This is a genomic window from Chitinimonas koreensis, assembly GCF_014353015.1.
Classification (GTDB): Bacteria; Pseudomonadota; Gammaproteobacteria; order Burkholderiales; family Chitinimonadaceae; genus Chitinimonas; species Chitinimonas koreensis.
In genome coordinates this window covers 4,094,077-4,116,727 of sequence record NZ_CP060704.1, presented here as the reverse complement: position 1 = coordinate 4,116,727, position 22,651 = coordinate 4,094,077, and the positions used below count along the sequence as shown (strand labels likewise).

Below are 22,651 nucleotides of genomic sequence, written 5' to 3'. Positions count from 1 at the left end.
CATGAACAAGATCATTCCCGCCATCGTCATCGTGCTGTTCGGCCTGATGGTCCTCAGCATGAGCGTGTTCACGGTCGACCAGCGCCAGTCGGCCATGGTGTTCCAGCTCGGCGAAGTGGTGCGCGTGGTCAAGGACCCCGGCATCCAGTTCAAGGTGCCGATGCTGCAGTCGGTGCGCTATTTCGACCGCCGCATCCTGACCATGGACGCCGAGACGCCCGAGCGCTTCAACACCATCGAGAAGAAGAACGTTCTGGTCGACAGCTACGTCAAGTGGCAGGTCGTCGACGTCGAGCAGTACTACAAGAGCGTCGGCGGCAACGAGCGCACCGCGGCCGCGCGCCTCCGCAAGACCGTCAACGACGTGCTGCGCGCCGAGTTCGGCAAGAAGAACGTGCAGGACGTGATCTCGGGCAAGCGCGACGAGGTCATGGAGATCGTCAGCCAGGTCGCCGACGCCGATGCGCGCAAGATGGGCGTGCGCATCGTCGACGTGCGGCTCAAGCGGGTCGACTTCCCCGACGACATCAGCAACGCGGTGTACGACCGCATGATCTCCGAGCGCAAGACGGTGGCCAGCCAGCTGCGCTCCGAGGGTTCAGCCGAAGCCGAGAAGATCAAGGCCGATGCCGACCGACAGCGCGAGATCATCATGGCCGAGGCCTACGGCCGCGCCCAACAGCTCAAGGGCGAGGGCGACGCCAAGGCGGCCGCCACCTATTCGGCGGCCTACGGCCAGAACCCGGAGTTCTACGCGTTCTACCGCAGCCTCGATGCCTACCGCGCCAGCTTCAAGTCGAAATCGGACGTGATGGTGATCGACCCGAGCTCGGCCTTCTTCAAATACATGAAGGATCCGCGGGCGAAGTGAACGGCTTGTGGGATAATCTCGCCTTCGCAGTGGCCCTCGTGCTCGTCGCCGAGGGCCTCTTGCCGTTCCTGTCGCCACGCACCTGGCGCAATACCTTCGAGCAGCTCGCGAAGCTCACCGACGGCCAGCTCCGTTTCGTCGGCCTCGCCTTGCTCCTGATCGGATCAATTCTGCTGGCGCTGTAGCCGGTCTCTCCCATGCGCAACTGGATCCTGCCCGAAAACATCGCCGACCTGCTGCCGCCCGAGGCGCGCCGGGTCGAAACCCTGCGGCGTGCCGCGCTCGACCTGATCGCCGGTTTCGGCTACGAGCTGGTCATGCCGCCGCTGATCGAGTACGCCGATTCGCTGCTGACCCGGCAGGACGCCGCGCTCGACCTCAAGACCTTCAAGCTGACCGACCAGCTCAGCGGCCGCCAGCTCGGCCTGCGCGCCGACATCACGCCGCAGGTGGCGCGCATCGACGCCCACCTGCTCAACCGCCAGGGCGTGGCCCGGCTGTGCTATGCCGGCGCGGTGGTGCATACGCTGCCCGACGGCATCATGGCCGCGCGCGAGCCGCTGCAGCTCGGCGCCGAGATCTATGGCTATCCGGGCGTGGCGGCCGACGTCGAGATCGTCGAGCTGATGCACGAATGCCTGAAGCTGGCCGACATTGCCCACGTCCATCTCGACGTCGGCCATATCGGCCTGTTCCTGGCGCTGGCCGACGCGGCCGGCCTCGACGGCGAGCGGCGCGAGGCGATCTTCCGCGCGATCCAGCAGAAGGACGTACCCACGCTGTCCACCCTGGTGGCCGGCCTGCCCGAGTCTCTGGCGCAGGGCCTGGTGGCGCTGCCCAGCCTGTACGGCGACGGCGCAGTGCTCGATGCCGCCGCTGCCCGTCTGCCGGCGCTCGACGGCGTCAACGCCGCGCTGGCCGAATTGCGTGCATTGGCCGAGGCGCTGGCCGCGCGCGGCATCGTGCCGGCCTTCGACCTGGCCGAGCTGCGCTCGGGCTACTACCACACCGGCCTGGTGTTCGCCGCCTATGCCGAGGGCTGGGCCAACGCGGTGGCGCGCGGTGGCCGCTACGACCACGTCGGCGAGCAGTTCGGCCGGCCGCGTCCGGCCACCGGCTTCAGTCTCGACCTGAAGGAGCTGGCCTGGAAGCTGCCGGTCGCGCCGGCGCGCCGCGCCATCCTGGCCCCCGACGTGCTCGACGCCGCGCTGGCCGACGAGGTGCGCCGGTTGCGCGCCCAGGGCGAGACGGTGGTGATCAAGCTCGGCGAGGTGATCGACGTCGAGGAGCTGCACGCCGACCGCGAACTGGCGCTGCGCGACGGCGCCTGGCGCGTGGTCGCGCTTTGATCCTTGGCGCCGGCCTCTCGCAACGCGCCGCCGGCGTCTATTCTGTTTCCATCCGCCGCGCGCCGCGCGGCGGCCAAGCAATCCGTAGCAAACGTAAGGAACATCCATGAGCCGTAACGTCGTGGTGATCGGCACCCAGTGGGGTGACGAAGGCAAGGGCAAGATCGTCGACTGGCTGACCGATCATGCCGAGGGCGTGGTGCGCTTCCAGGGCGGCCACAATGCAGGACACACGCTGGTGATCGGCGGCAAGAAGACCGTGCTGCGTCTGATCCCGTCGGGCATCCTGCACGCGGGCAAGGCCTGCTTCATCGGCAACGGCGTGGTGATCTCGCCCGAGGCGCTGCTGAAGGAGATCGACGAGCTCAACGCCGCCGGCATCGACGTCGAGAGCCGGCTCAAGATCTCCGAAGCCTGCCCGCTGATCCTGCCGTACCACATCGCGCTCGACCAGGCGCGCGAAGCGGCCAAGGGCGACAAGAAGATCGGCACCACCGGCCGCGGCATCGGCCCGGCCTACGAGGACAAGGTCGCCCGCCGCGCCATCCGCGTGCAGGACCTGTTCTTCCCCGACCGGCTGGCCGCCAAGCTTGGCGAGAACCTGGCCTACTACAACTTCCTGCTCAAGGAATACTTCAAGGTCGCCACCGTCGACTTCCAGGAGACGCTGGAACAGACGCTGAAGCTGGCCGAGCGCATCAAGCCGATGGTGGCCGACGTGTCGCGCACGCTGCACGACCTGAACAAGGGCGGCAAGCCGCTGCTGTTCGAAGGCGCCCAGGGCACGCTGCTCGACATCGACCACGGCACCTACCCGTTCGTGACCTCGAGCAATTGCGTGGCCGGCGCGGCCGCGCCGGGCGCCGGCGTGGCGCCGCAGATGCTGCAGTACGTGCTCGGCATCGTGAAGGCCTACACCACGCGCGTCGGCTCGGGTCCGTTCCCGACCGAGCTGTTCGACGACGTCGGCGCCGGCCTCGCCAAGCGCGGCAACGAGTTCGGCTCGGTCACCGGCCGGCCGCGCCGCTGCGGCTGGTTCGACGCCGCCGCGCTCAAGCGCTCGATCCAGATCAACGGCGTGTCGGGCCTGTGCGTGACCAAGCTCGACGTGATGGACGGCATGGACGTGATCAAGCTGTGCACCGGCTACCGCATCGACGGCGAAGTGACCGACATCCTGCCGGTCGGCGCCGAGGAGCTGTCGGGTTGCGCGCCGATCTACGAGGAATGGCCGGGCTGGAGCGAATCGACCTTCGGCGTGAAGCGCTACGAGGATCTGCCGCTCAATGCGCGCAACTACCTCGAGCGCATCGCCGAGGTGACCGGCGCGCCGATCGACATCATTTCGACCGGGCCGGACCGCGAGGAAACGATCGTGCTGCGGCACCCGTTCAACCACTGATCGTTCAGCGACGCCCGGTTAGCACCGGGCGTCGTGCCATGAGGGACCGCATGACCGTTCTTTCCGTCAACGTCAACAAGATCGCCGTGCTGCGCAATTCCCGCGGCGGCGCGCTGCCGAGCGTGGCGCAGGCCGCCCAGGCCTGTCTCGATGCCGGCTGCGGCGGCATCACCGTGCATCCGCGGCCCGACCAGCGCCATATCCGTCCCGACGACGTGCGCGCGCTGGCGGCGCTGCTGCGGGGCCGGACGGCCGAGTTCAACATCGAGGGCAATCCGTTCGCGCCGGCGCGCGACGGCTATCCGGGCTTCGTGGCGCTGTGCGCCGAGGCGCGGCCGGCACAGGCCACGCTGGTGCCCGACGGCGACGGCCAGATCACCTCGGACCACGGCTTCGACCTGCGCCAGGACGGCGAGCGGCTCAAGCCGCTGATCCGCGAGCTGAAGGCGCTCGGCTGCCGCGTCAGCCTGTTCATGGACGCCGATTCGCCCGATATCGAGCGTGTGGCGGACGTGGGGGCGGACCGGATCGAGATCTACACCGGCCCGTTCGCCGAGGCCTTCGACGCCGGCGACGCCGGCAGGGCGCTGGAAGCCTGCGCCAGGACCGCCGAGCGGGCTCGCGCGGCCGGTCTGGGCGTCAATGCCGGCCACGATCTGAGCCAGGCCAACCTGGGGCCGTTCCTGCGCGGCGTGGCGGGCATCGACGAGGTGTCGATCGGCCATGCGCTGATCGGCGAGGCGCTGTACGACGGCCTGGTGCCGACGGTGCGCAACTACCTGGCCGTGATCGCGGCGGTGCGCGCTTGATCGGCTTGCCGGGGCGGGGGAGGGCAGGGCGGCGGTGCGCGCGATCGCGCGGGCCGGCGCCTTGCTGACGTGGTACCCGATGCGGCGTCGGGGTCAAAACGAAAAGGCCGATGCTTGCGCATCGGCCTCGTCGAGAATTGGTGCCCAGGAGAAGACTCGAACTTCCACGGTATTGCTACCGCTAGGACCTGAACCTAGTGCGTCTACCAATTCCGCCACCTGGGCTTCGAGCAGTTCGGCTTGCGCCTTGCTGCGTCGAGAGCTGCGCATTGTAGTGGCTGGAAAATCCGTGTCAATGGCGCGGGCGAAAAAGATTGCAGAAATCGGGTCCGGCACCGTGCCGGCCACCGCCGTTCAGGGTCAGAGCGGCGTTTCGGCAGCGCGAGTTTCGGCAGGACAAAACGAAAAGGCCGATGCGTGTGCATCGGCCTTTTCGAGAATTGGTGCCCAGGAGAAGACTCGAACTTCCACGGTATTGCTACCGCTAGGACCTGAACCTAGTGCGTCTACCAATTCCGCCACCTGGGCTTCGAACATCGCTGCGTTTGCAGCAGCGCGTCGAAAGAGATGCGCATTATAGAGAGGCATGAGAACGTGTCAACCATGGAAACGAAAAAAACCAAACCGCCCAAGTTGCCGCGCGCGGCGCTCAAGCTGCGCCAGGCCGATCCCTTCTACGAGCAGGAGGTCGCCCGCTATGCGCAACCGCTGCCCAGCCGCGCCTACCTGCTGCAGATCCTGACCGAACGCGGCGCGCCGATGGAGCCGGCCGAGCTGGCCGAACTGTTCGCGATCCAGCCCGAGGAGGCCGATTTCTTCGCCCGCCGCATCAATGCCATGGCGCGCGAGGGCGATGTCGTCATCAACCGCAAGGGCGCGCTGTGCATCGCCGAGAAACTCGACCTGATCAAGGGCCGGGTGGTCGGCCACCCCGACGGCTTCGGCTTCGTGGTGCCCGACGACGCTTCGGGCGACCTGTTCGTCGGGCCCAAGGAGATGCACAAGGTGCTGCACGGCGACCGCGTGATGGTGCGCGAGATCGGCGTCGACCGCCGCGGCCGGCGCGAGGGCAAGATCGTCGAGGTGCTCGAGCACGTGCACGACCGGCTGGTCGGCCGGCTGTTCGTCGAGCGCGGCGTGCGCTTCATCCGTGCCGAGGAGCGGCGCATCACCCAGGAGATCCTGGTCTCGCCCGAGGGCAGCCTCGACGCCGAGCCGGGCCAGGTGGTGACGGTGGAGCTGGTGACCCAGCCCAACCGCTATTCGCAGCCGATCGGCCGCATCGTCGAGGTGCTCGGCAACTATGCCGACCCCGGCATGGAGATCGAGATCGCGCTGCGCAAGCACGACCTGCCGCACGTGTTCTCGCCCGATGCCGAGGCGCAGGCGCGCAAGACGCCGCAGAAGGTGCTGAAGAAAGACTGGAAGACCGCCGAGGGCCTCAAGCGGGTCGACCTGCGCGAGCTGCCGCTGGTCACCATCGACGGTGAGACCGCGCGCGACTTCGACGACGCGGTCTATGCCGAGAAGGCCGGCAAGGGCTGGCGGCTGGTGGTGGCCATTGCCGACGTCAGCCATTACGTCCAGCCGGGCGACGCGCTCGACCGCGACGGCTACGAGCGCGGCAACTCGGTCTACTTCCCGCGCCGCGTCATCCCGATGCTGCCCGAGGAGCTGTCCAACGGCATCTGTTCGCTGAATCCCGAGGTCGAGCGCTGCTGCATGGTGTGCGACATGCAGATCGACGCCAAGGGCGAGCTGGGCAAGTACAGCTTCTACCCGGCGGTGATGCTGTCCAAGGCGCGGCTGACCTACACCGAGGTGTGGGAGGTCCTGCAGGACCCCAAGGGCGAGGCCGCCAAGGCACGCAAGGCGGTGGCCGGCCACCTGGCCGACCTGTACGCGCTGTTCGGCGTGCTGCTCAAGGCGCGCAACCGTCGCGGCGCGATCGATTTCGAGACCACCGAGACGCGCATGGTGTTCAACGAGGCCGGCAAGATCGAGCGGATCGAGCCGGTCATGCGCAACGACGCGCATCGGCTGATCGAGGAGTGCATGCTGGCCGCCAACGTCTGCGCCGCCGATTTCCTCGGCAAGCACCAGCACACCGCGCTGTACCGCATCCACGAGGGGCCGACCGAGCGCAAGCTGGAGAACCTGCGCCGCTTCCTCAACGAACGCGGGCTGTCGCTCGGCGGCGGCGACGAGCCGCAGGCCAAGGACTACGCGCTGCTGATGGAGCAGGTGAAGGGCCGGCCCGATACCGCGCTGTTGCAGACCATGCTGCTGCGCTCGATGCAGCAGGCGGTCTACAGCCCCGAGCGGCTCGGCCACTTCGGCCTGGCCTACGACGCCTACACCCATTTCACCAGCCCGATCCGGCGCTACCCCGATCTCCTGGTGCACCGCTCGATCCGCGCGGTGCTGGCCGGCACCACCTACAAGCCGGGCAAGTGGGAAGAGATCGGTGCGCACTGCTCGCAGACCGAGCGGCGCGCCGACGAGGCCACCCGCGACGTCGAGAACTGGCTCAAGTGCTACTTCATGCGCGACCGGCTGGGCGAGGTGTTCGACGGCGTGATCTCGGCGGTGACCAATTTCGGCCTGTTCGTGCTGCTCGACGGCCTGTTCGTCGAAGGCCTGGTGCATATCTCCGAGCTCGGCGCCGACTATTTCCGCTACGACGAGGCCGGCCACTGCCTGCGCGGCGAGCGCAGCGGCAAGGTGTACGGCCTGACCGACAAGCTGACCGTCAAGGTCGCCCGCGTCGACATCGAGACCAGCAAGATCGACTTCGTGCTGGTCGAGAAGGCGCAGGCCGCCTCCGCCGGCCAGGACGAGCAGCCGGCCGGGCGCGATGCGGCGCCGCGCAGCGGCGGCAAGCGCTCGGGCAAGGCGAAGAAGGACCAGCCGGCCGTGGCGGCGCCGGCGGCCAGTTCGCCCGAGGTGGCGGCTGCTCCCGCACCGGAACCCGCACCGGCCCGGCCCCGGCCCCCGTTGCCGAAGCCCGGCCGGGCCGCTCCAGGTCGAAGAAGCGCACGCCGTCGGCCTTGGTGTCGGCTGCTGCGCCGGTCGACACGGCGGTGGCTGCGGCTCCGTCCGCGCCGGCACCCGCACCAGTTCCTGCTCCGGCTCCGGCGCCGCTCGGGCGCGGCCGCAAGCCGGCCCAGGTGGCGGCCCTGCTGATGCCGCCGGTCGGCGAGACGCCGGCGCCGCAGGTGGTCGCGGTGGTCGACTTGCCGCTGCCGTCCACGGCCGACGAGGGGCGCGGCAAGCGCACGCGCCGTTCCGATGCGCAGGCGGTTGCGGCCAAGCCTGCGGGCGGCCGGACCGGGGCCGGCGGCAAGGCTGCCAAGCCTGCTGCCGAAGCGAAGCCGGCCGAGCCTGCCGGCAAGAAGCGGAAGCAGGCCAAGGCTGCGAAGCCGGAGCCCTCCGCCAAGGCCAACCCGCCGGCGCCCAAGGCCAAGCCCGCCGCCAAGCCGTCCAGTCCGCCGGCCCCGGCAGGCGCAGGCGAGCCGGCGGCCGAGGCCAAGCCGGCCAAGACCCGCTCCCGGCGCAAGAAGCCTGTGCAGAACTGAGCGTCCAGAACGAAAAGGCCGGCGAAAGCCGGCCTTTTTCGTGGGCTGGGCGAGGCGCCTAGCCGATGCCGCGCAGCAACTGGTCGATCTTGGTGCGGTACTCGTTGCTGACGTCGGTCAGCTTCATGCCGGTGCGGAATTCGCCCATCGAGCCGACCAGCGAGGAATAGATCGGTTTGCCCTCGACGTCGACGTAGGACACGCTGATGTGCATCGCGTCCGGGATCTGCAGGATGATCTTGTAGGTGATGTGCGGGAACAGCTGTTCCTGGCAGAACAGCGACATGCCCTTCTGGGCGACCTCGGTGGCCAGGCCGGCGATCACGTGCTCGGGCTGGTTGAGCGGAATCACCGCCGCTTTCCAGCGTACGAGCCGGCGTCCCGAGGTGCGTTGATCGAACATGAAGTCCCGCGTCTTGTCTGGATGGATGGAGGTGAGCCGATTCTAAGCGATGGCCGGTGCGCTTCATAGCGCGCAGGGGCCAGCATGCTATGCTGGGCCGGCCCGATTCATGGAGAGAAGAAAGATGTATTTCGTTGATCGTTCCATTGCCGTCATCAAGCCCAAGAAGCCTTTCCTGGACTGGCTCAACGGGCTGCCGGAAAACGAAGTGACGCTCGCGCTCGACGATATCCGCAGCGACTGCACCGTGCTGATGATCCCCGAGGTGAACGAGCAGGAAGACGGCATCGCCTATATCGACGACATGGCGGACAAGGTGTTCGAGATGGAGCTGGCGTCCTGGACCCAGGACGACAAGCTGTGGCCCAAGAGCCGCAACCTCAAGACCTTCTGGGACTGGTTCGAGGTCGAGATCCACACCGTGCTGATGGACAGCGTCGACCAGGACATCCGCAATACCCCGACCACCGATCACGGCCTGCACTGAGCCGGTCCGATTCAGACGCGATTCAGGCCGCCGTCGCTAGAGTGGCCCGCCGATACCCACTGAGAGGAAGCCCATGAACAAGATTGCCCGCATGACCGCCGCCGTGCTGCTCGCCGGTGGCGTCCTGGCCGCCGAGGCGCCGCAGTACAACGTGATCAGCCTGCAGGCCGAAGCGCGCCGCGAGATCCAGAACGACCTGGCGCAGGCCACGCTCTACGCCGAATTCAGCGATGCCAACGCGGCGGCGCTGTCCGACCGCCTCAACCGTGCCCAGGCCGAAGCGGTCAAGCTGGCCAAGACCTACCCGAACGTGAAGGTCTCCACCTCGGGCAACAACGTCTACCCGGTCTACAACAACAAGAACAAGGCCGAAGGCTGGCGCGGCCGCGCCGAGGTGCGGCTCGAGGCGACCGATTTCAAGGCGCTGGCCGAGCTGATCGGCAAGCTGCAGAACAACATGCAGCTGGCCGGCGTGAATTTCGGCGTGTCGCCGGCATTGCGCGACAAGGTCGAGACCGAGCTGATCGACCAGGCCGTGCAAGCCTTCCGCAACCGCGCGACGGTGGTGCAGAAGAGCGTCGGCGGCAAGGGCTACCGGTTGGTCAACCTGAACGTGAACACCGGCGCCGGCGGCGGTCCGCGTCCGCGCGTCGAGTTCTACGCCGCCAAGGCAGCGATGGCCGACGCGGCGCCGCCGCCGATGGAAGGCGGCGACAGCCAGGTGGTGGTCGACGTCTCGGGCAGCATCCAGGTCGATTGATCCGACCGATGAAGAAGGGCGGCAGGTGCCGCCCTTTTTTGCGTCCACGGCCAAGCCATGAAATCCATCCCATCCCTGCGCCTGCTGCTGCGGCCGTCGCGGCTGGAACGCCGCGGCGCCGCGCTGCTCCACCTGGCGGCCTTGCCGATGCCCTGGCTGGCGGCGTTGCCGCTGCCGGCGCGCATCGGCATCACGCTGGTGCTGCTGGCGTCGTGGGCATTGTGCATCCGGCGCTGGCGGCGCGAGCCGGCGCTCACGCTGCTGCGGCTGCTGCCCGACGGCGGCTGGGGCCTCTCGAGCGGCGGCGACGAGATCGAAGCCGCACTGCGCCTGCCGGTCTACAGCACGCGCTGGCTGATCGTGCTGCCGCTGCAAGGCACCGACGGCAGCCGCCGGCGCCTGCTGCTGTGGCCGGATAGCGCCGGCGCCGACGAGTTGCGCCGCCTGCGCGCCTGGCTGCGCTGGGGCGCGGCGAACGACGGCGGAACTGCGGACGATGCGGGCACGAGCGAGCAGGTAGGAGGGGCTCGCCAGGCCGGCAACTGACCTGTAGCGGAGACACATGTAGGCGCGGCTTCGGCCGCGAATCGCCGAGCGTGCTTCCCCGGCGCAATTCGCGGCGGAAGCCGCTCCTGTGGGTGAGGTATGCGAAGGGCGGGCGCCTAGGTCCCGTAGCGCGACGGCAGGACGGTCGGCACCGCCTCGGCCAGCGTCTCGCGGTGGTCGAGGCTGTAGTGCAGCCCGCGGCTCTCGCGCCGCTGCTGGGCCGAGCGCACGATCAGGTCGGCGGTGTCGACCAGGTTGCGCAGCTCGATCAGGTCGTTGCCGACCTTGAAATGGCTGTAGTACTCGTCGATTTCCTGCCGCAGCAGCGCGATGCGGTGCGCCGCCCGTTCCAGCCGCTTGTCGGTGCGGACGATGCCGACGTAGTCCCACATGAAGCGGCGCAATTCCTCCCAGTTGTGGGCGATCACCACCTCCTCGTCGGCGTCGGTCACCTGGCTTTCGTCCCAGGCCGGCACCGGCAGGCGCTCGGTCGGCGCGGCGGCGAGGATTTCGCGCGCGGCGGCACGGCCGAGCACCAGGCATTCGAGCAGCGAATTGCTGGCCAGCCGGTTGGCGCCGTGCAAGCCGGTGCAGGCGGTCTCGCCGATCGCGTACAGATTGGCCACGTCGGTGCGGCCGGCCAGGTCGGTGACCAGGCCGCCGCAGGTGAAGTGCGCGGCCGGCGCCACCGGGATCGGCTCGCGCGTCATGTCGATGCCGAGCTCGAGGCAGCGCTGGTGGATGTTGGGGAAGTGGGCGCGGATGAAATCGGGCGATTCGTGGCTGATGTCGAGGTAGACGCAGTCGAGCCCGTGCTTCTTCATCTCGTAGTCGATCGCGCGCGCCACCACGTCGCGCGGCGCGAGTTCGCCGCGCGGATCGTGCTGCGGCATGAACCGCGTGCCGTCGGGCAGCTTGAGCAGGCCGCCTTCGCCGCGCACCGCTTCCGAGATCAGGAAGGACTTGGCGTGCGGGTGATAGAGGCAGGTCGGGTGGAACTGCAGGAATTCCATGTTGGCCACCCGGCAGCCGGCGCGCCAGCCCATCGCGATGCCGTCGCCGGTGGCGGTGTCGGGATTGGTGGTGCACAGGTAGACCTTGCCCGCACCGCCGGTGGCCAGCACGGTATGGTCGGCCAGCAGGGTCTCGACCCGTTCGGCATCCTTGTTGAACACGTAGGCGCCGAGGCAGCCGACGTCGCCGCGGCCGAGCCGGCGGCCGGTGATCAGGTCGAGCCCGATGTGGTTCTCGAGCAGGGTGATGTTGGGATGGGTCAGCGCCTTGGCGGCCAGTGTGGCGATCACCGCGGCGCCGGTGGCATCGGCGGCGTGCACGATGCGGCGGTGCGAATGGCCGCCTTCGCGCGTCAGGTGGAAGCCGGTCTCGTGGTTGGCGTCGGGCGTGAACGGCACGCCGAGCTCGATCAGCCATTCGATCGCCTCGCGCGCATGACTCAGGATGAAGCGCGTCGCCGCCTCGTCGCACAGGCCGGCACCGGCGATCAGCGTATCGCGCACGTGTTCGTCGACGCTGTCGGTCTGGTCGAGCACCGCGGCGATGCCGCCCTGCGCCCATTGGCTGGCGCCGTCGGTCAGCGTGCGCTTGGTGACCAGCGCGACCTTGCGGTGGTTGGCCAGTTGCAGCGCCAGGGTCAGGCCGGCCAGGCCGCTGCCGAGAATCAGGACGTCGTATCGTTGCATGGGGAAGTCGTCGGAGGGGTCGAGGCGGGCTTTTCACTATACCAAAGCACCGCCCGACGGAATCGGTCGCGGCGATCGCGGAACTTAATTCGCGCCGCCGGTGTCATTGCTAGGTGCCCGCAAGGGAGGCATTGCGGAAAGGCCTAAGAACGATGGAAACCATTACACTACACCCCGCCGGTCTGCTCGATGCGCTTGGACTCGAACCGCGCGCTGCGCGCAAGCTTGAAAAGCCGGTCGTGCGTCCGCATGTTCACCCGGTTGAAGCGGTGGAGGCGCCGAGCGCCGCAGCCGTGACCGAGGAGAAGACAGCGAGCATGTCGAGCGAGCGGGACATCGACCACGAATTGGTATTGCGCGTACAGCGCGGCGACAAGAAAGCCTTCGAGCTGCTTGTCACCAAGTACCATCGCAAGATCGGCCGGCTGCTGAGCCGGATGATCCGCGACCAGGCCGAAATCGAGGACGTGACGCAGGAAGCCTTCATCAAGGCCTACCGCGCCTTGCCCTCGTTCCGTGGCGAAAGCGCGTTCTATACCTGGCTGTACCGGATCGCGATCAACACGGCCAAGAATTACCTGGCTTCGCTCGGCCGCCGCCCGGTGCTGTCGACCGAGTACGAGGACGAAGACGGCGAGACGCTGGATACGGCAGCCCAACTGCCCGACCTCAACACGCCGGAAACCGAAATGATGAACCGGCAGATCGTGTCGACCGTGAACGAAGCGGTCGAAGCGTTGCCAGAAGAATTGCGTACGGCGATCACCTTGCGCGAGATGGAAGGTTTGTCGTACGAAGATATAGCGGCAGTCATGAATTGCCCGATCGGCACCGTGCGGTCGCGGATTTTCCGCGCGCGCGAGGCGATCGCGACCAGGCTCAAGCCGCTTATCGATACAGCCGGCAAAGATCGGCGTTGGTAAAGACAGGAAATCAGGGTAGACGGGTGGACAATATGCAGGAAAAGCTCTCGGCCATGCTGGACGGTGAGTGGGACGACCACGAACTCGAGGCAATGCTGGCCGCCATCGATCGGGAGGAAGGTTGCGCCGAAGCCTGGCGCGACTACCACCTGATCTCGGATGCGATGAATCGCCGTCCGATGCTGTCCGACAACTTCCTCGCCAACTTCTCCGCGCGGCTCGACGCCGAGCCGATCGTGCTGGCGCCCGCCGCCCTGCGGCGACGATCGCTCGCACCGCGCAAGCACTGGGTCGCATTGTCGATGGCGGCCTCGGTCGCCTTGGTCAGCGCCACGGCATGGTATGTCGGCCGTGGCCAGGCGGGTGGCGTGCCGCAGCTCGAGACCGAGCTGCGCGTCGCGGCCAACCAGCCGAGCCAGGCGGCCCGTCCGGCCGCCGACGAGGTGAATCCCTATCTGGTGGCGCACCAGGCGCTGGTCGGCAATCCCGGCTTCAATCACCGTCCGGTGATCCTGACCGGTGCCGAAGCCGAGCGTACGGCTGCCGTCCATTGACCGACCGTCGGGTCTCGAGCGCTGTCCAATCGATGAATCTGCGTCTTGCCCTGTGCGGCGTGCTGCTGGCGGTGACGTCGGCGCACGCTGCCGATCTCCTGACCACGTCCGAATCCGTCAATCTGCTCAAGCGGATGGGCGTGGCGGCACGGTCGCTCAATTACAGCGGCGTCTACCTGTACCAGCACGCCGATTCGATGGAAACCTTCCGGCTGGTCCATTCGTTCGACGCGGCCGGCGAGCAGGAGCGGCGCGAGTCGCTCGACGGCGTGCAGCGCGAGTTCGTCCGCACCAACGATCAGATCGTCTGCTACGTGCCCGACGCGCGGCCGTTCACGCTCGATCGGCGCGCGGCCAACAAGTTCTTTCCCGGCGTGGTGCCCGACCAGATGGCCGACGTGATGACCAACTACGCGTTCAAGCGGCTCGCCGGCGAACGCGTGGCCGGTTATGAATGCCAGTCGGTGCTGCTCGAGCCGCGCGACCAGCTGCGCCATCCGCACAAGCTCTGCATCGAGCCCAATTCCGGCCTGCTGCTCAAGAGCACGATGTATAGCCCCAATAACAAGCGCGGCGAGCCGATCGAACAGTTCGCCTTCACCCAGATCGACATCGGTGGGCCGATCGACAAGCGCCAGCTGAAGTCGGTGCTGGCGGCCAAGGCGCTGCCGATGGAACCGCCGTCGCGCGGCACGCCCGCGCAGGCCAGTACGCAGCAGGCCGGCATCCAGGCCGAGTTCGCGTCGGCCAATCTGCCCAGCGGTTTCAGGCTGGTGAAGGAAACCCACAGCCAGCTGCCCGGCAAGAGCCTGCCGGTACTCCATTACCTGTTCAGCGACGGGCTGGCGACGGTATCGGTGTTCATCGAGCCGGCCAGCAACGGTCCGGTCAGCCTGCCGCTGGCCCAGGGCACGGTGAACTTCTTCTCGCGCCAGGTCGACGGTTGGCGCATCACGGCGCTGGGCGAGGTGCCGCTGCGCACCGTGCAGCTGTTCACCCAGGCCTTCTCGCCGCGCTGAGACGCGTCATCCGCCCGTTGTTTTCCCGCGTTCATGCAATCCCGTCCGGCCTCTCCACCGACCGCCCGCGCCGCCGAATCGCGGTTTGGTCGCACGCCAGACCGCGGTGGGAACTCGGCCGTGCACCGGTCGCTCGAAGCCTGCATTCCGGTTGGCCGCCGTCGGTGGCGGCCGTTTTTCCAATCTGTCATGCCAGTCAACGACAAGAAGGATCGATTCAAAATGATGAGAAATAGCCTGTTGACCGCCCTCGCGTTCGCCTTCGGGCTCGCTGCCTGTACCGAAGCCGCGACGCCGGCCAAGGCGCCGGTCGCACCGGTAGCCACGGCGGCACCGGCGGTGGCCGCCAGCGCGCCGCTGGTGAGCGGCCTGCCCGATTTCACCGCCCTGGTCGAACGCGAAGGCCGCGCCGTGGTGAACATCAGCACCACCCAGACCATCCGCGCCAACCGCGCCCAGCAGGCGCCCGATTTCGGCGAGGACGATCCATTCGAGCTGTTCCGCCGCTTCGGCTTCCCGATCCCGCGCGGCCAAGTGCAGCCGCAGCAGCCGCGCGAGGAAAAGGCCCAGTCGCTCGGTTCGGGCTTCATCGTCGAGGCCGACGGCTACATCCTGACCAATGCCCACGTGGTGGCCGACGCCGACGACATCACCGTCAAGCTCGGCGACAAGCGCGAGTTCAAGGCCAAGGTGATCGGCTCGGATGCGCGCACCGACGTCGCGCTGCTGAAGATCGAGGCCAAGGGCCTGCCGACCGTCGACCTCGGTTCGAGCGAGAAGCTCAAGGTCGGCGAATGGGTGGTGGCGATCGGTTCGCCGTTCGGCCTCGACAACTCGGTGACCGCCGGCATCGTCAGCGCCAAGGGGCGCGAGTTGCCGGACGAGACCTACGTGCCCTTCATCCAGACCGATGCGGCGGTGAACCCCGGCAACTCCGGCGGCCCGCTGTTCAACGTGCGCGGCGAGGTGGTCGGCATCAACTCGCAGATCTTCAGCCGTTCGGGTGGCTACATGGGCCTGTCGTTCGCGATCCCGATCGACAACGCCATGGACATCGTCAAGCAGCTCAAGGCCGGCGGCAAGGTAGTGCGTGGCCGCATCGGCGTCGGCATCCAGCCGCTGAACGAGGACCTGGCGCGCGACTTCGGACTGAAGGACAAGCGCGGCGCGCTGGTCAGCAACGTCGAGACCGACGGCCCGGCCGCCAAGGCCGGCTTCCGCGCCGGCGACGTGATCGTCAAGTTCAACGGCATCGAGGTCGGCGAGTCGTCGGATCTGCCGCGCATCGTCGGCGCCACCAAGCCCGGCGTCAGCGTGCCGGTCGAGATCTGGCGCGACAAGGCGGCCAGGACGCTCAACGTCACCGTCGGCGAGCTCGACCAGACCGCCACCGGCCGCTCGGCCCAGCGCGAACGCAAGAAACCCGGCAGCGAGGAAGCGCTGAACAAGTCGGGCCTGGCGGTGCGCGAAGCCGATCCGCGCGCGCTCAAGCAGCTCGGCGTGAAGTTCGCGCTGCAGGTGGTCAACGTGCAGGGTGCGGCGGCCAGCGCCGGTATCCTGCCGGGCGACTTCATCGTCGGCATCGCCGGCGAGGACGTGAAGTCGTTCGCCCAGCTCGACGGTGCGCTGTCCAAGGCCAAGCCGGGCAGCTCGGTGCCGCTCCTGATCCGGCGCGGCGAGGCTTCGCTGTTCGTCAGCCTCAAGCTGCCGGCGAAATCGGGCGATGACTGATCCGCGGCAATTGGCGCTGGTGACGCTGTACGGTCGCGAGTACTGCGGCCTGTGCCAGCAGATGCGCGAGGAGCTGCGGCTCCTCGCCCCCGAGCTCGGCCTCGACGTCGCCTGGTTCGACATCGACGACGACGACGCCGTCGAGGAGAAATACACCGCCATGGTGCCGGTGCTGGCCGGCCAGGACGACGAGGTGATCTGCTTCTACCACCTCGATCGCCGCAAGCTGGATGCCTATCTGGGCCGAATCCGGTAAAATCCCTGGAAATTCAACGTGGGCACGCCGCAACGTGCCCATTTTTCATGGCTTTTCCAGGCCGCCACGGCCCGAGTGTATGAATCACATCCGCAATTTCTCGATCATCGCCCACATCGACCACGGCAAATCCACGCTGGCCGACCGCTTCATCCAATACTGCGGCGGCCTGGAGCTGCGCGAGATGAGCGAGCAGGTGCTCGATTCGATGGACATCGAGAAGGAGCGCGGCATCACCATCAAGGCCCAGACCGCCGCGCTGCACTACAAGGCGCGCGATGGCCAGATCTACAACCTGAACCTGATCGATACCCCCGGCCACGTCGACTTCAGCTACGAGGTGAGCCGCTCGCTGGCCGCCTGCGAAGGCGCGCTGCTGGTGGTCGACGCCTCGCAGGGCGTCGAGGCGCAGACGGTGGCCAACTGCTACACCGCGATCGAGCAGGGCGTCGAGGTGGTGGCGGTGCTCAACAAGATCGATCTGCCGGCGGCCGAGCCCGAGCGCGTGATCGACGAGATCGAGGACATCGTCGGCATCGAGGCGACCGACGCGGTGCGTGCCTCGGCCAAGAACGGCATCGGCATCGAGGACATCCTCGAGGCGGTGGTGGCCAAGGTGCCGGCGCCGCAGGGCAACCCGGCCGGCCCGCTCAAGGCGCTGATCATCGACTCGTGGTTCGACAACTACGTCGGCGTGGTGATGCTGGTGCGGGTGGTCGACGGCGAGATCAAGCCCAAGGACAAGCTGCTGTTCATGTCGACCAAGGCGCAGCACCTGTGCGAGCAGGTCGGCGTGTTCACGCCCAAGTCGATGGAGCGCGAGTCGCTCAAGGCTGGCGAAGTGGGTTTCGTCATCGCCGGCATCAAGGAACTGGCCTCGGCCAAGGTCGGCGACACCATCACCTTGGTCAAGCCGGCCGCCGAGGAGCCGCTGCCCGGCTTCAAGGAAGTGAAGTCGCAGGTGTTCGCCGGTCTCTACCCGGTCGAATCGCACGACTACGATTCGCTGCGCGATTCGCTCGAGAAGCTCAAGCTCAACGACGCCTCGCTGCATTTCGAGCCCGAAGTGTCGCAGGCGCTCGGCTTCGGCTTCCGCTGCGGCTTCCTGGGCCTGTTGCACCTCGAGATCGTGCAGGAGCGGCTCGAGCGCGAATTCGACATGGACCTGATCACCACCGCGCCGACGGTGGTCTACCAGCTCCTGATGAAGGACGGCGAGGTGATCGAGATCGAGAACCCGTCGCGCCTGCCCGAACTCAGCAAGATCGAGGAGATCCGCGAGCCCATCATCACCGCCACCATCCTGATGCCGCAGGACTACGTCGGCCCGGTGATGACGCTGTGCAACCTCAAGCGCGGCGTGCAGAAGAACATGCAGTACCTCGGCCGCCAGGTGATGCTGACCTACGAGCTGCCGATGGCCGAAGTGGTGATGGACTTCTTCGACCGGCTCAAGTCGGTGTCGCGCGGCTACGCCTCGCTCGACTACGACTTCAAGGAATTCCGGCCCGACGACCTGGTCAAGCTCGATGTGCTGGTCAACGGCGAGCGCGTCGATGCGTTGAGCCTGATGGTGCACCGCGCCAACAGCGTCTACCGCGGCCGCGAGCTGGTCTCGAAGATGCGCGAGCTGATCCCGCGCCAGATGTTCGACATCGCGATCCAGGCCGCCATCGGTGCCCACATCATCGCGCGCGAGACGGTCAAGGCCATGCGCAAGGACGTGCTGGCCAAGTGCTACGGCGGCGACATCACCCGCAAGAAGAAGCTGCTCGAGAAGCAGAAGGCCGGCAAGAAGCGCATGAAGCAGGTCGGCAACGTCGAGATTCCGCAGGAGGCCTTCCTTGCCATCCTGCAGGTCAGCGACAAGTAAGTTGATCCACGATGGCCGGCGTCGATGCCGGCCATCTCGTATTCCGTCGCATCGTCGGCGCCGCCTGTCCGCAGCGCGGCCTAGACTGCAAGCTCCGAACAACCCGCAAGACCTGAACCGAAAGCCCGCATGAACTGGACACTGCTCGCGGTGGTCGCCCTCGTCGTCGGCCCCCTCCTGATCTGGCGTTCGCGCCGTACCTCGCCGCCGGTATTCGATGCCGAACAGATGTCCGAAAGCGCGCTGTGGGGCTACTTCCTGCTGCTGGTCGGCGCCTGGGGCGTGCTGTCGATCTGGGCCAATCCGAGCGATCTGTTCTTCCTGGTGATGATGGCGGCCGCGGTGCTGGCGCTGATCGCCAAGCTGCTGGGCTACCGCAGCAAGGGCAACGAGAAGCCGCTGCCGGCCTGGGCGGCGTTCGGTTTCTCCAATGCGCTGGTGCTGGCCCTGATCGGCGTGGGCAAGACCTTCCTGGTCGAGCCGATGCAGATTCCTTCGAGCTCGATGCGGCCGGGCCTGGTGGTCGGCGATTTCATCCTGATCAACAAGTTCGCCTACGGCGTGCGCATCCCCTTCCTCAACGTTCCGATCGTTCCGAACGGCAAGCCGCAGCGCGGCGACGTGGTGGTGTTCCGCTACCCGATGGACACCAAGCTCAACTACATCAAGCGCGTGATCGGCGTGCCGGGCGACAAGATCGAATACCGCAACAAGCAGCTGACGGTGAACGGCCAGAAGATCGACAGCGTGCCGGTCGGCGAATACCGCTACAACGACCGCGCCGACGAGACGATCCAGACCGTGCGCATGCAGGAAAGCCTCGGCGGCAAGACCTACAACACGCTCAACCAGCCCGGTGCGCCGACCCTGCTGCCGCCCGGCGTGGTCGACTTCCCGCAGCGCGAGAACTGCCAGCACGACGAGACCGGCTTTACCTGCACGGTGCCGGACGGCCGCTACCTGATGCTCGGCGACAACCGCGACAACAGCAACGACGGCCGCTACTGGGGCTTCGTGCCCGACGACCACCTGGCGGGCAAGGCCTTCTTCATCTGGATGAACATCGGCGAGCCGAGCCGGATCGGCACGCGCATCCAGTAAGGGCGCGTGTCATCCATGCCGCCAGCATCTAGAATGGCGGCTGACCGCGGCAACCTGCAGCCGCGGCACACAGTTACGAGGAAGAACATGCACAAACAACGTGGCGTAAGCCTGATCAACATGCTGCTGTGGGCGATCGTGCTCGGCTTCGGCGCCCTGCTGACCGTCAAGCTGATCCCGACCTTCAGTGAATACTTCGGCGTCAAGAGCGTGCTCAAGGCGCTGGTCCAGGAGCAGGCCGGCGCGCCGGTGTCCGAGATCCGCGATTCCTTCGACAAGCGCGCCACCATCGAGTACATCACCTCGGTCAAGAGCAGCGACCTCGACATCGTGCAGGACCAGTCCGGCATCACCATCTCGGTCCAGTACCAGCGCACCATTCCCTTGATCGCGAATGCCAGCCTGGTGTTCGACTTCTCAGTCGAAGAGCACCGCAACGGCTCGGCCCAGTAAGCGGGCCGATCAGTGGCACACGACATCGCGCCGCTCGAAGCGGCGCTCGATCATCGCTTCCGCCGCGAGGCCTGGCTTCGCCAGGCCTTGACGCATCGCAGCTACGGCGTGCCCCACAACGAGCGGCTCGAATTCCTCGGCGACAGCATCCTCAACGCCACCGTCGCCCGCATGCTGTTCGATGCATTCCCCGATTGCAGCGAGGGCGAGCTGTCGCGCCTGCGCGCCAGCCTGGTCAAGAAGGAGACGCTGGCCGAGCTGGCGCAGAACCTGCAGCTGAGCGGCTTCCTGCGCCTGGGCGACGGCGAGGCGCGCAGCGGCGGCTACCAGCGGCCGTCGATCCTGGCCGACACGCTCGAGGCGCTGTTCGCCGCGATCTGCCTCGACAGCGACTACGACACCGCCGCCCGCGCGGTGGCGCGGCTGATGGCGCCGCTGATCGCCGCGATCGACCCCGAAACCCATGGCAAGGACAGCAAGACGCAGTTGCAGGAATGGCTGCAGGCGCGCAGGCTGGCCTTGCCGCAATACACCATCCTGCAGCAGCGCGGCGAGGCGCACGACCAGTTCTTCGTGGTCGAGTGCCGCATCGAGCCGCTCGGACTGGTCACCCAGGGCGAGGGCGCCAGCCGCCGCGCCGCCGAACAGCAGGCTGCGACCCGCGCCATCGAGGCCCTGCCGGGCAGTGCGCGGAAGGCGAAATAAGACATGAGCGATAGCGACAACATGGATCAAGAACAGGCATTCCGGGCGGGCTTCATCGCCATCGTCGGCCGGCCCAACGTCGGCAAGTCGACGCTGCTCAACCGCCTGATCGGCCAGAAGATCAGCATCGTCTCGCGCAAGGCGCAGACCACCCGCCACCGCATCACCGGCATCCGCACCGAGGCCGACGCGCAATACGTGTTCGTCGATACGCCGGGTTTCCAGACCCGCTACAAGAGCGCGCTCAACGAGGCGATGAACCGCGGCGTGACCACCACGCTGGCCGACGTCGACGTGGTGCTGTTCGTGATCGAGGCCAACAAGTTCGACGCGCGCGACGTCGAGGTGATGCGGCTGCTGCCCAAGAAGCGGCCGGTGATCCTGGTGGTCAACAAGGCCGACCTGCTCAAGGACAAGAACCAGCTGCTGCCCTTCATCCAGGGCATGGCCTCGCAGTTCGCCTTCCACGCGATCGTGCCGGTCTCGGCCAAGAAGATCATGAAGGTCGACGTGCTGCTCGACGCGATCAAGCCGCTGCTGCCGATCGGCACGCCGATGTACGAGGAAGACCAGGTCACCGACCGCAGCGAGCGCTTCCTGGCGACCGAGCTGATCCGCGAGAAGATCTTCCGCCTGGTCGGCGACGAGCTGCCCTATTCGACCACGGTCGAGATCGAGAAGTACGAGGAGGAGGGCGGGCTGCGCCGCATCTTCGCCGCCATCCTGGTCGACCGCGACGCGCAGAAGGCGATCCTGATCGGCAAGAACGGCGAGAAGCTCAAGGAGATCTCGACCCAGGCCCGCACCGACATGGAAAAGATGTTCGACTGCAAGATCTACCTCGAGGTCTGGGTCAAGGTGAAGAGCGGCTGGGCCGACGATTCCCGCCTGGTGCGGCAGTTCGGCTACGAGTGAGGCCCCGCGCGGCGGCCGCCGCCGCGCATCCACCATCCCGCGCGAATCCGCCATGGCCGTCACCTTCGCCTCCAGCAAGCAGCGCGTCGAAGCGGTGCCGGCCTGGCTGCTGCACAGCTACCCCTATAAAGAAACCAGCCTGATCGTCGAGACCTTCAGCCGCCAGCACGGCCGCGTCGCGCTGGTGGCGCGCGGCGCGCGGCGGCCGATGTCGGCGCTGCGCGGCAGCCTGCTGGCCTTCCAGCCGCTCGAGCTGTCGTGGTTCGGCGCCGGCGAATTGAAGACCCTGCACGCGGCCGAATGGCAGGGAGGGGTGCCGCAGCTGGCCGGCCTGCCGCTGCTGTGCGGCTTCTACCTGAACGAACTGCTGCTCAAGCTCCTGCCGCGCGAGGACGGCCACGGCCGGCTGTTCGAGGCCTACGACCGCGCCGTGCGCGCGCTGGCCCAGCCCGGCCAGGACGTCGAGCCGGTGCTGCGCCGCTTCGAGCGCGTGCTGGCGGCCGAGCTCGGCTACGGTTTCGCGCTGGACCGCGACCTGGCCGGCCGGCCGATCGAGCCGGACGACAACTACCGCTTCGTACCGGGCCGCGGTCTCGTGCCGGCCGAGGGCGAGAGCGCCGGCGTCCTGGTGCGCGGCCGCACGCTGGCCGCGATGGCGGCCGACGACTATAGCGATCCGCAGTCGACCCAGCAGGCCAAGCAGCTGATGCGCGCGCTGCTGGCCGAACTCCTGGGCGACACCCCGCTGCATACCCGCAAGATTCTGCGCGACTTGTACCAGCTATGATTTTCGGCATCGGCACCGACCTGATCGAGATCGCCCGCATCGGCAGCGCGCACGCGCGCCATGGCGAGCGTTTCCTCGCCCGGCTGCTGGCGCCGGCCGAGCGCGAGGAATTCGCCGGCGTGAGCGATCCGGTCCGCTTCCTGGCCAAGCGCTGGGCCGCCAAGGAAGCCTTCGCCAAGGCGCTCGGCACCGGCATCCGGCCGCCGGTGGAGCTGGCCGGCATCGCCGTCGGCCACGATGCGGCGGGGCGGCCGTTGCTGCATTTCGCGCCGGCGATCGAGGCCCTGCTGCGTGAAAAAGGCATCGTCCGCGCCCATTTGTCGCTCAGCGACGAGCGCGCGTCGGCCGTCGCCTTCGTGTTACTGGAAGCCGGATGAACGGCTCGGCTATAACACAGTCATAATTGGCGACCGGTTTATATTGAGGGCC

24 protein-coding genes and 2 tRNA genes are annotated in these 22,651 nt (G+C 67.3%); 22 read left to right on the top strand and 4 right to left on the bottom strand.

Annotation, left to right across the window (positions count from 1 at the left end; all coding sequences use genetic code 11):
• Window position 1: 1 nt before the first annotated feature.
• The 5 genes from hflC to H9L41_RS17255 all read left to right on the top strand — a co-directional run bounded on the left by hflC (window position 2) and on the right by H9L41_RS17255 (window position 4,431).
• Window positions 2–871 carry a protease modulator HflC gene (hflC, locus tag H9L41_RS17275; RefSeq protein ID WP_028445211.1) on the top strand — a complete coding sequence of 290 codons (870 nt, stop codon included), beginning with the start codon at window positions 2–4 and terminating at the stop codon, window positions 869–871.
• Window positions 868–1,056: a DUF2065 domain-containing protein gene (locus H9L41_RS17270; RefSeq protein WP_308417299.1), complete on the top strand. Its 189-nt coding sequence runs from the start codon at window positions 868–870 to the stop codon at window positions 1,054–1,056. Before hflC ends, H9L41_RS17270 begins: the two co-directional genes overlap by 4 nt.
• A 12-nt stretch (window positions 1,057–1,068) precedes the next feature.
• Window positions 1,069–2,220 carry an ATP phosphoribosyltransferase regulatory subunit gene (locus tag H9L41_RS17265; protein WP_028445209.1) on the top strand — a complete coding sequence of 384 codons (1,152 nt, stop codon included), beginning with the start codon at window positions 1,069–1,071 and terminating at the stop codon, window positions 2,218–2,220.
• 106 nt (window positions 2,221–2,326) lie between these two features.
• On the top strand, window positions 2,327–3,622 hold the full coding sequence (locus tag H9L41_RS17260) for an adenylosuccinate synthase (RefSeq protein WP_028445208.1): 1,296 nt from the start codon (window positions 2,327–2,329) through the stop codon (window positions 3,620–3,622).
• Between the two features lie 50 nt (window positions 3,623–3,672).
• A complete protein-coding gene (locus tag H9L41_RS17255; protein WP_028445207.1) occupies window positions 3,673–4,431 on the top strand; it encodes a pyridoxine 5'-phosphate synthase in 759 nt (252 codons plus the stop codon).
• 138 nt (window positions 4,432–4,569) lie between these two features.
• Here H9L41_RS17255 and H9L41_RS17250 read toward each other — a convergent pair.
• Both H9L41_RS17250 and H9L41_RS17245 read right to left on the bottom strand, forming a co-directional pair.
• Window positions 4,570–4,656, bottom strand: a tRNA-Leu gene (locus H9L41_RS17250).
• 216 nt (window positions 4,657–4,872) lie between these two features.
• Window positions 4,873–4,959, bottom strand: a tRNA-Leu gene (locus H9L41_RS17245).
• A gap of 75 nt (window positions 4,960–5,034) precedes the next feature.
• On the opposite strand from H9L41_RS17245, the gene rnr reads away from it, so the two are divergent.
• Window positions 5,035–7,617, top strand: a complete 2,583-nt coding sequence (rnr, locus tag H9L41_RS17240) for a ribonuclease R (protein WP_187523506.1) — start codon at window positions 5,035–5,037, stop codon at window positions 7,615–7,617.
• On the top strand, window positions 7,602–8,009 hold the full coding sequence (locus tag H9L41_RS17235) for a hypothetical protein (protein ID WP_187523505.1): 408 nt from the start codon (window positions 7,602–7,604) through the stop codon (window positions 8,007–8,009). The genes rnr and H9L41_RS17235 overlap by 16 nt, the downstream gene beginning before the upstream one ends.
• 58 nt (window positions 8,010–8,067) lie before the next feature.
• Here H9L41_RS17235 and H9L41_RS17230 read toward each other — a convergent pair whose 3' ends face one another.
• Window positions 8,068–8,361, bottom strand: a complete 294-nt coding sequence (locus tag H9L41_RS17230; protein ID WP_028445206.1) for a hypothetical protein — start codon at window positions 8,359–8,361, stop codon at window positions 8,068–8,070.
• 175 nt (window positions 8,362–8,536) lie between these two features.
• On the opposite strand from H9L41_RS17230, the gene H9L41_RS17225 reads away from it, so the two are divergent.
• From H9L41_RS17225 to H9L41_RS17215, 3 genes are all read left to right on the top strand, one after another.
• The gene (locus tag H9L41_RS17225; RefSeq protein ID WP_028445205.1) at window positions 8,537–8,899 is read left to right on the top strand and encodes a hypothetical protein; all 363 of its coding nucleotides are present in this window, start codon (window positions 8,537–8,539) and stop codon (window positions 8,897–8,899) included.
• A gap of 73 nt (window positions 8,900–8,972) precedes the next feature.
• Window positions 8,973–9,659, top strand: coding sequence for an SIMPL domain-containing protein (locus H9L41_RS17220; RefSeq protein WP_028445204.1), 687 nt, complete (start codon window positions 8,973–8,975; stop codon window positions 9,657–9,659).
• Between the two features lie 57 nt (window positions 9,660–9,716).
• Entirely contained in the window at window positions 9,717–10,205 is a 489-nt protein-coding gene (locus H9L41_RS17215) for a protein YgfX (RefSeq protein WP_028445203.1), read from the top strand.
• Between the two features lie 116 nt (window positions 10,206–10,321).
• Here the strand turns inward: H9L41_RS17215 and nadB are convergent, their stop codons facing one another.
• The gene (gene nadB, locus H9L41_RS17210; RefSeq protein ID WP_028445202.1) at window positions 10,322–11,905 is read right to left on the bottom strand and encodes an L-aspartate oxidase; all 1,584 of its coding nucleotides are present in this window, start codon (window positions 11,903–11,905) and stop codon (window positions 10,322–10,324) included.
• Window positions 11,906–12,222: 317 nt separating this feature from the next.
• Here nadB and rpoE point away from each other — a divergent pair, with 317 nt between their 5' ends.
• From rpoE to acpS, 12 genes are all read left to right on the top strand, one after another.
• Complete coding sequence (gene rpoE / locus H9L41_RS17205; RefSeq protein WP_028445201.1) at window positions 12,223–12,828, top strand: RNA polymerase sigma factor RpoE; 606 nt, start codon at window positions 12,223–12,225, stop codon at window positions 12,826–12,828.
• A gap of 53 nt (window positions 12,829–12,881) precedes the next feature.
• Window positions 12,882–13,382, top strand: a complete 501-nt coding sequence (locus H9L41_RS17200) for a sigma-E factor negative regulatory protein (RefSeq protein WP_187523504.1) — start codon at window positions 12,882–12,884, stop codon at window positions 13,380–13,382.
• Window positions 13,383–13,414: 32 nt separating this feature from the next.
• Window positions 13,415–14,401: a MucB/RseB C-terminal domain-containing protein gene (locus H9L41_RS17195; RefSeq protein WP_051318796.1), complete on the top strand. Its 987-nt coding sequence runs from the start codon at window positions 13,415–13,417 to the stop codon at window positions 14,399–14,401.
• Between the two features lie 240 nt (window positions 14,402–14,641).
• Window positions 14,642–16,132: a DegQ family serine endoprotease gene (locus tag H9L41_RS17190; protein WP_051318795.1), complete on the top strand. Its 1,491-nt coding sequence runs from the start codon at window positions 14,642–14,644 to the stop codon at window positions 16,130–16,132.
• The gene (locus H9L41_RS17185; RefSeq protein ID WP_028445200.1) at window positions 16,125–16,388 is read left to right on the top strand and encodes a glutaredoxin family protein; all 264 of its coding nucleotides are present in this window, start codon (window positions 16,125–16,127) and stop codon (window positions 16,386–16,388) included. The genes H9L41_RS17190 and H9L41_RS17185 overlap by 8 nt, the downstream gene beginning before the upstream one ends.
• Before the next feature lie 79 nt (window positions 16,389–16,467).
• Window positions 16,468–18,261 carry a translation elongation factor 4 gene (lepA, locus tag H9L41_RS17180; RefSeq protein WP_028445199.1) on the top strand — a complete coding sequence of 598 codons (1,794 nt, stop codon included), beginning with the start codon at window positions 16,468–16,470 and terminating at the stop codon, window positions 18,259–18,261.
• 129 nt (window positions 18,262–18,390) lie between these two features.
• Window positions 18,391–19,362, top strand: a complete 972-nt coding sequence (gene lepB, locus H9L41_RS17175; RefSeq protein WP_028445198.1) for a signal peptidase I — start codon at window positions 18,391–18,393, stop codon at window positions 19,360–19,362.
• A gap of 87 nt (window positions 19,363–19,449) precedes the next feature.
• Window positions 19,450–19,815 (top strand): DUF4845 domain-containing protein, encoded by a 366-nt coding sequence (locus H9L41_RS17170; RefSeq protein ID WP_028445197.1) that lies wholly within the window; start codon window positions 19,450–19,452, stop codon window positions 19,813–19,815.
• 12 nt (window positions 19,816–19,827) lie between these two features.
• Window positions 19,828–20,520: a ribonuclease III gene (gene rnc, locus H9L41_RS17165; protein WP_028445196.1), complete on the top strand. Its 693-nt coding sequence runs from the start codon at window positions 19,828–19,830 to the stop codon at window positions 20,518–20,520.
• Between the two features lie 3 nt (window positions 20,521–20,523).
• Window positions 20,524–21,435, top strand: coding sequence for a GTPase Era (gene era / locus H9L41_RS17160; RefSeq protein WP_034606327.1), 912 nt, complete (start codon window positions 20,524–20,526; stop codon window positions 21,433–21,435).
• Window positions 21,436–21,487: 52 nt separating this feature from the next.
• Window positions 21,488–22,222 (top strand): DNA repair protein RecO, encoded by a 735-nt coding sequence (recO, locus tag H9L41_RS17155; protein ID WP_028445194.1) that lies wholly within the window; start codon window positions 21,488–21,490, stop codon window positions 22,220–22,222.
• On the top strand, window positions 22,219–22,599 hold the full coding sequence (gene acpS, locus H9L41_RS17150; RefSeq protein WP_028445193.1) for a holo-ACP synthase: 381 nt from the start codon (window positions 22,219–22,221) through the stop codon (window positions 22,597–22,599). The genes recO and acpS overlap by 4 nt, the downstream gene beginning before the upstream one ends.
• Window positions 22,600–22,651 lie beyond the last annotated feature (52 nt).

Bases quoted from the DNA above. Each gene is read 5' to 3' on its own strand.
- hflC (WP_028445211.1), top strand. From the start codon at position 2: ATGAACAAGATCATTCCCGCCATCGTCATCGTGCTGTTCGGCCTGATG.
- H9L41_RS17265 (WP_028445209.1), top strand. From the start codon at position 1,069: ATGCGCAACTGGATCCTGCCCGAAAACATCGCCGACCTGCTGCCGCCC.
- H9L41_RS17260 (WP_028445208.1), top strand. From the start codon at position 2,327: ATGAGCCGTAACGTCGTGGTGATCGGCACCCAGTGGGGTGACGAAGGC.
- H9L41_RS17255 (WP_028445207.1), top strand. From the start codon at position 3,673: ATGACCGTTCTTTCCGTCAACGTCAACAAGATCGCCGTGCTGCGCAAT.
- rnr (WP_187523506.1), top strand. From the start codon at position 5,035: ATGGAAACGAAAAAAACCAAACCGCCCAAGTTGCCGCGCGCGGCGCTC.
- H9L41_RS17225 (WP_028445205.1), top strand. From the start codon at position 8,537: ATGTATTTCGTTGATCGTTCCATTGCCGTCATCAAGCCCAAGAAGCCT.
- H9L41_RS17220 (WP_028445204.1), top strand. From the start codon at position 8,973: ATGAACAAGATTGCCCGCATGACCGCCGCCGTGCTGCTCGCCGGTGGC.
- H9L41_RS17215 (WP_028445203.1), top strand. From the start codon at position 9,717: ATGAAATCCATCCCATCCCTGCGCCTGCTGCTGCGGCCGTCGCGGCTG.
- nadB (WP_028445202.1), bottom strand. From the start codon at position 11,905: ATGCAACGATACGACGTCCTGATTCTCGGCAGCGGCCTGGCCGGCCTG.
- rpoE (WP_028445201.1), top strand. From the start codon at position 12,223: ATGTCGAGCGAGCGGGACATCGACCACGAATTGGTATTGCGCGTACAG.
- H9L41_RS17200 (WP_187523504.1), top strand. From the start codon at position 12,882: ATGCTGGACGGTGAGTGGGACGACCACGAACTCGAGGCAATGCTGGCC.
- H9L41_RS17195 (WP_051318796.1), top strand. From the start codon at position 13,415: ATGAATCTGCGTCTTGCCCTGTGCGGCGTGCTGCTGGCGGTGACGTCG.
- H9L41_RS17185 (WP_028445200.1), top strand. From the start codon at position 16,125: ATGACTGATCCGCGGCAATTGGCGCTGGTGACGCTGTACGGTCGCGAG.
- lepA (WP_028445199.1), top strand. From the start codon at position 16,468: ATGAATCACATCCGCAATTTCTCGATCATCGCCCACATCGACCACGGC.
- lepB (WP_028445198.1), top strand. From the start codon at position 18,391: ATGAACTGGACACTGCTCGCGGTGGTCGCCCTCGTCGTCGGCCCCCTC.
- H9L41_RS17170 (WP_028445197.1), top strand. From the start codon at position 19,450: ATGCACAAACAACGTGGCGTAAGCCTGATCAACATGCTGCTGTGGGCG.
- era (WP_034606327.1), top strand. From the start codon at position 20,524: ATGAGCGATAGCGACAACATGGATCAAGAACAGGCATTCCGGGCGGGC.
- recO (WP_028445194.1), top strand. From the start codon at position 21,488: ATGGCCGTCACCTTCGCCTCCAGCAAGCAGCGCGTCGAAGCGGTGCCG.
- acpS (WP_028445193.1), top strand. From the start codon at position 22,219: ATGATTTTCGGCATCGGCACCGACCTGATCGAGATCGCCCGCATCGGC.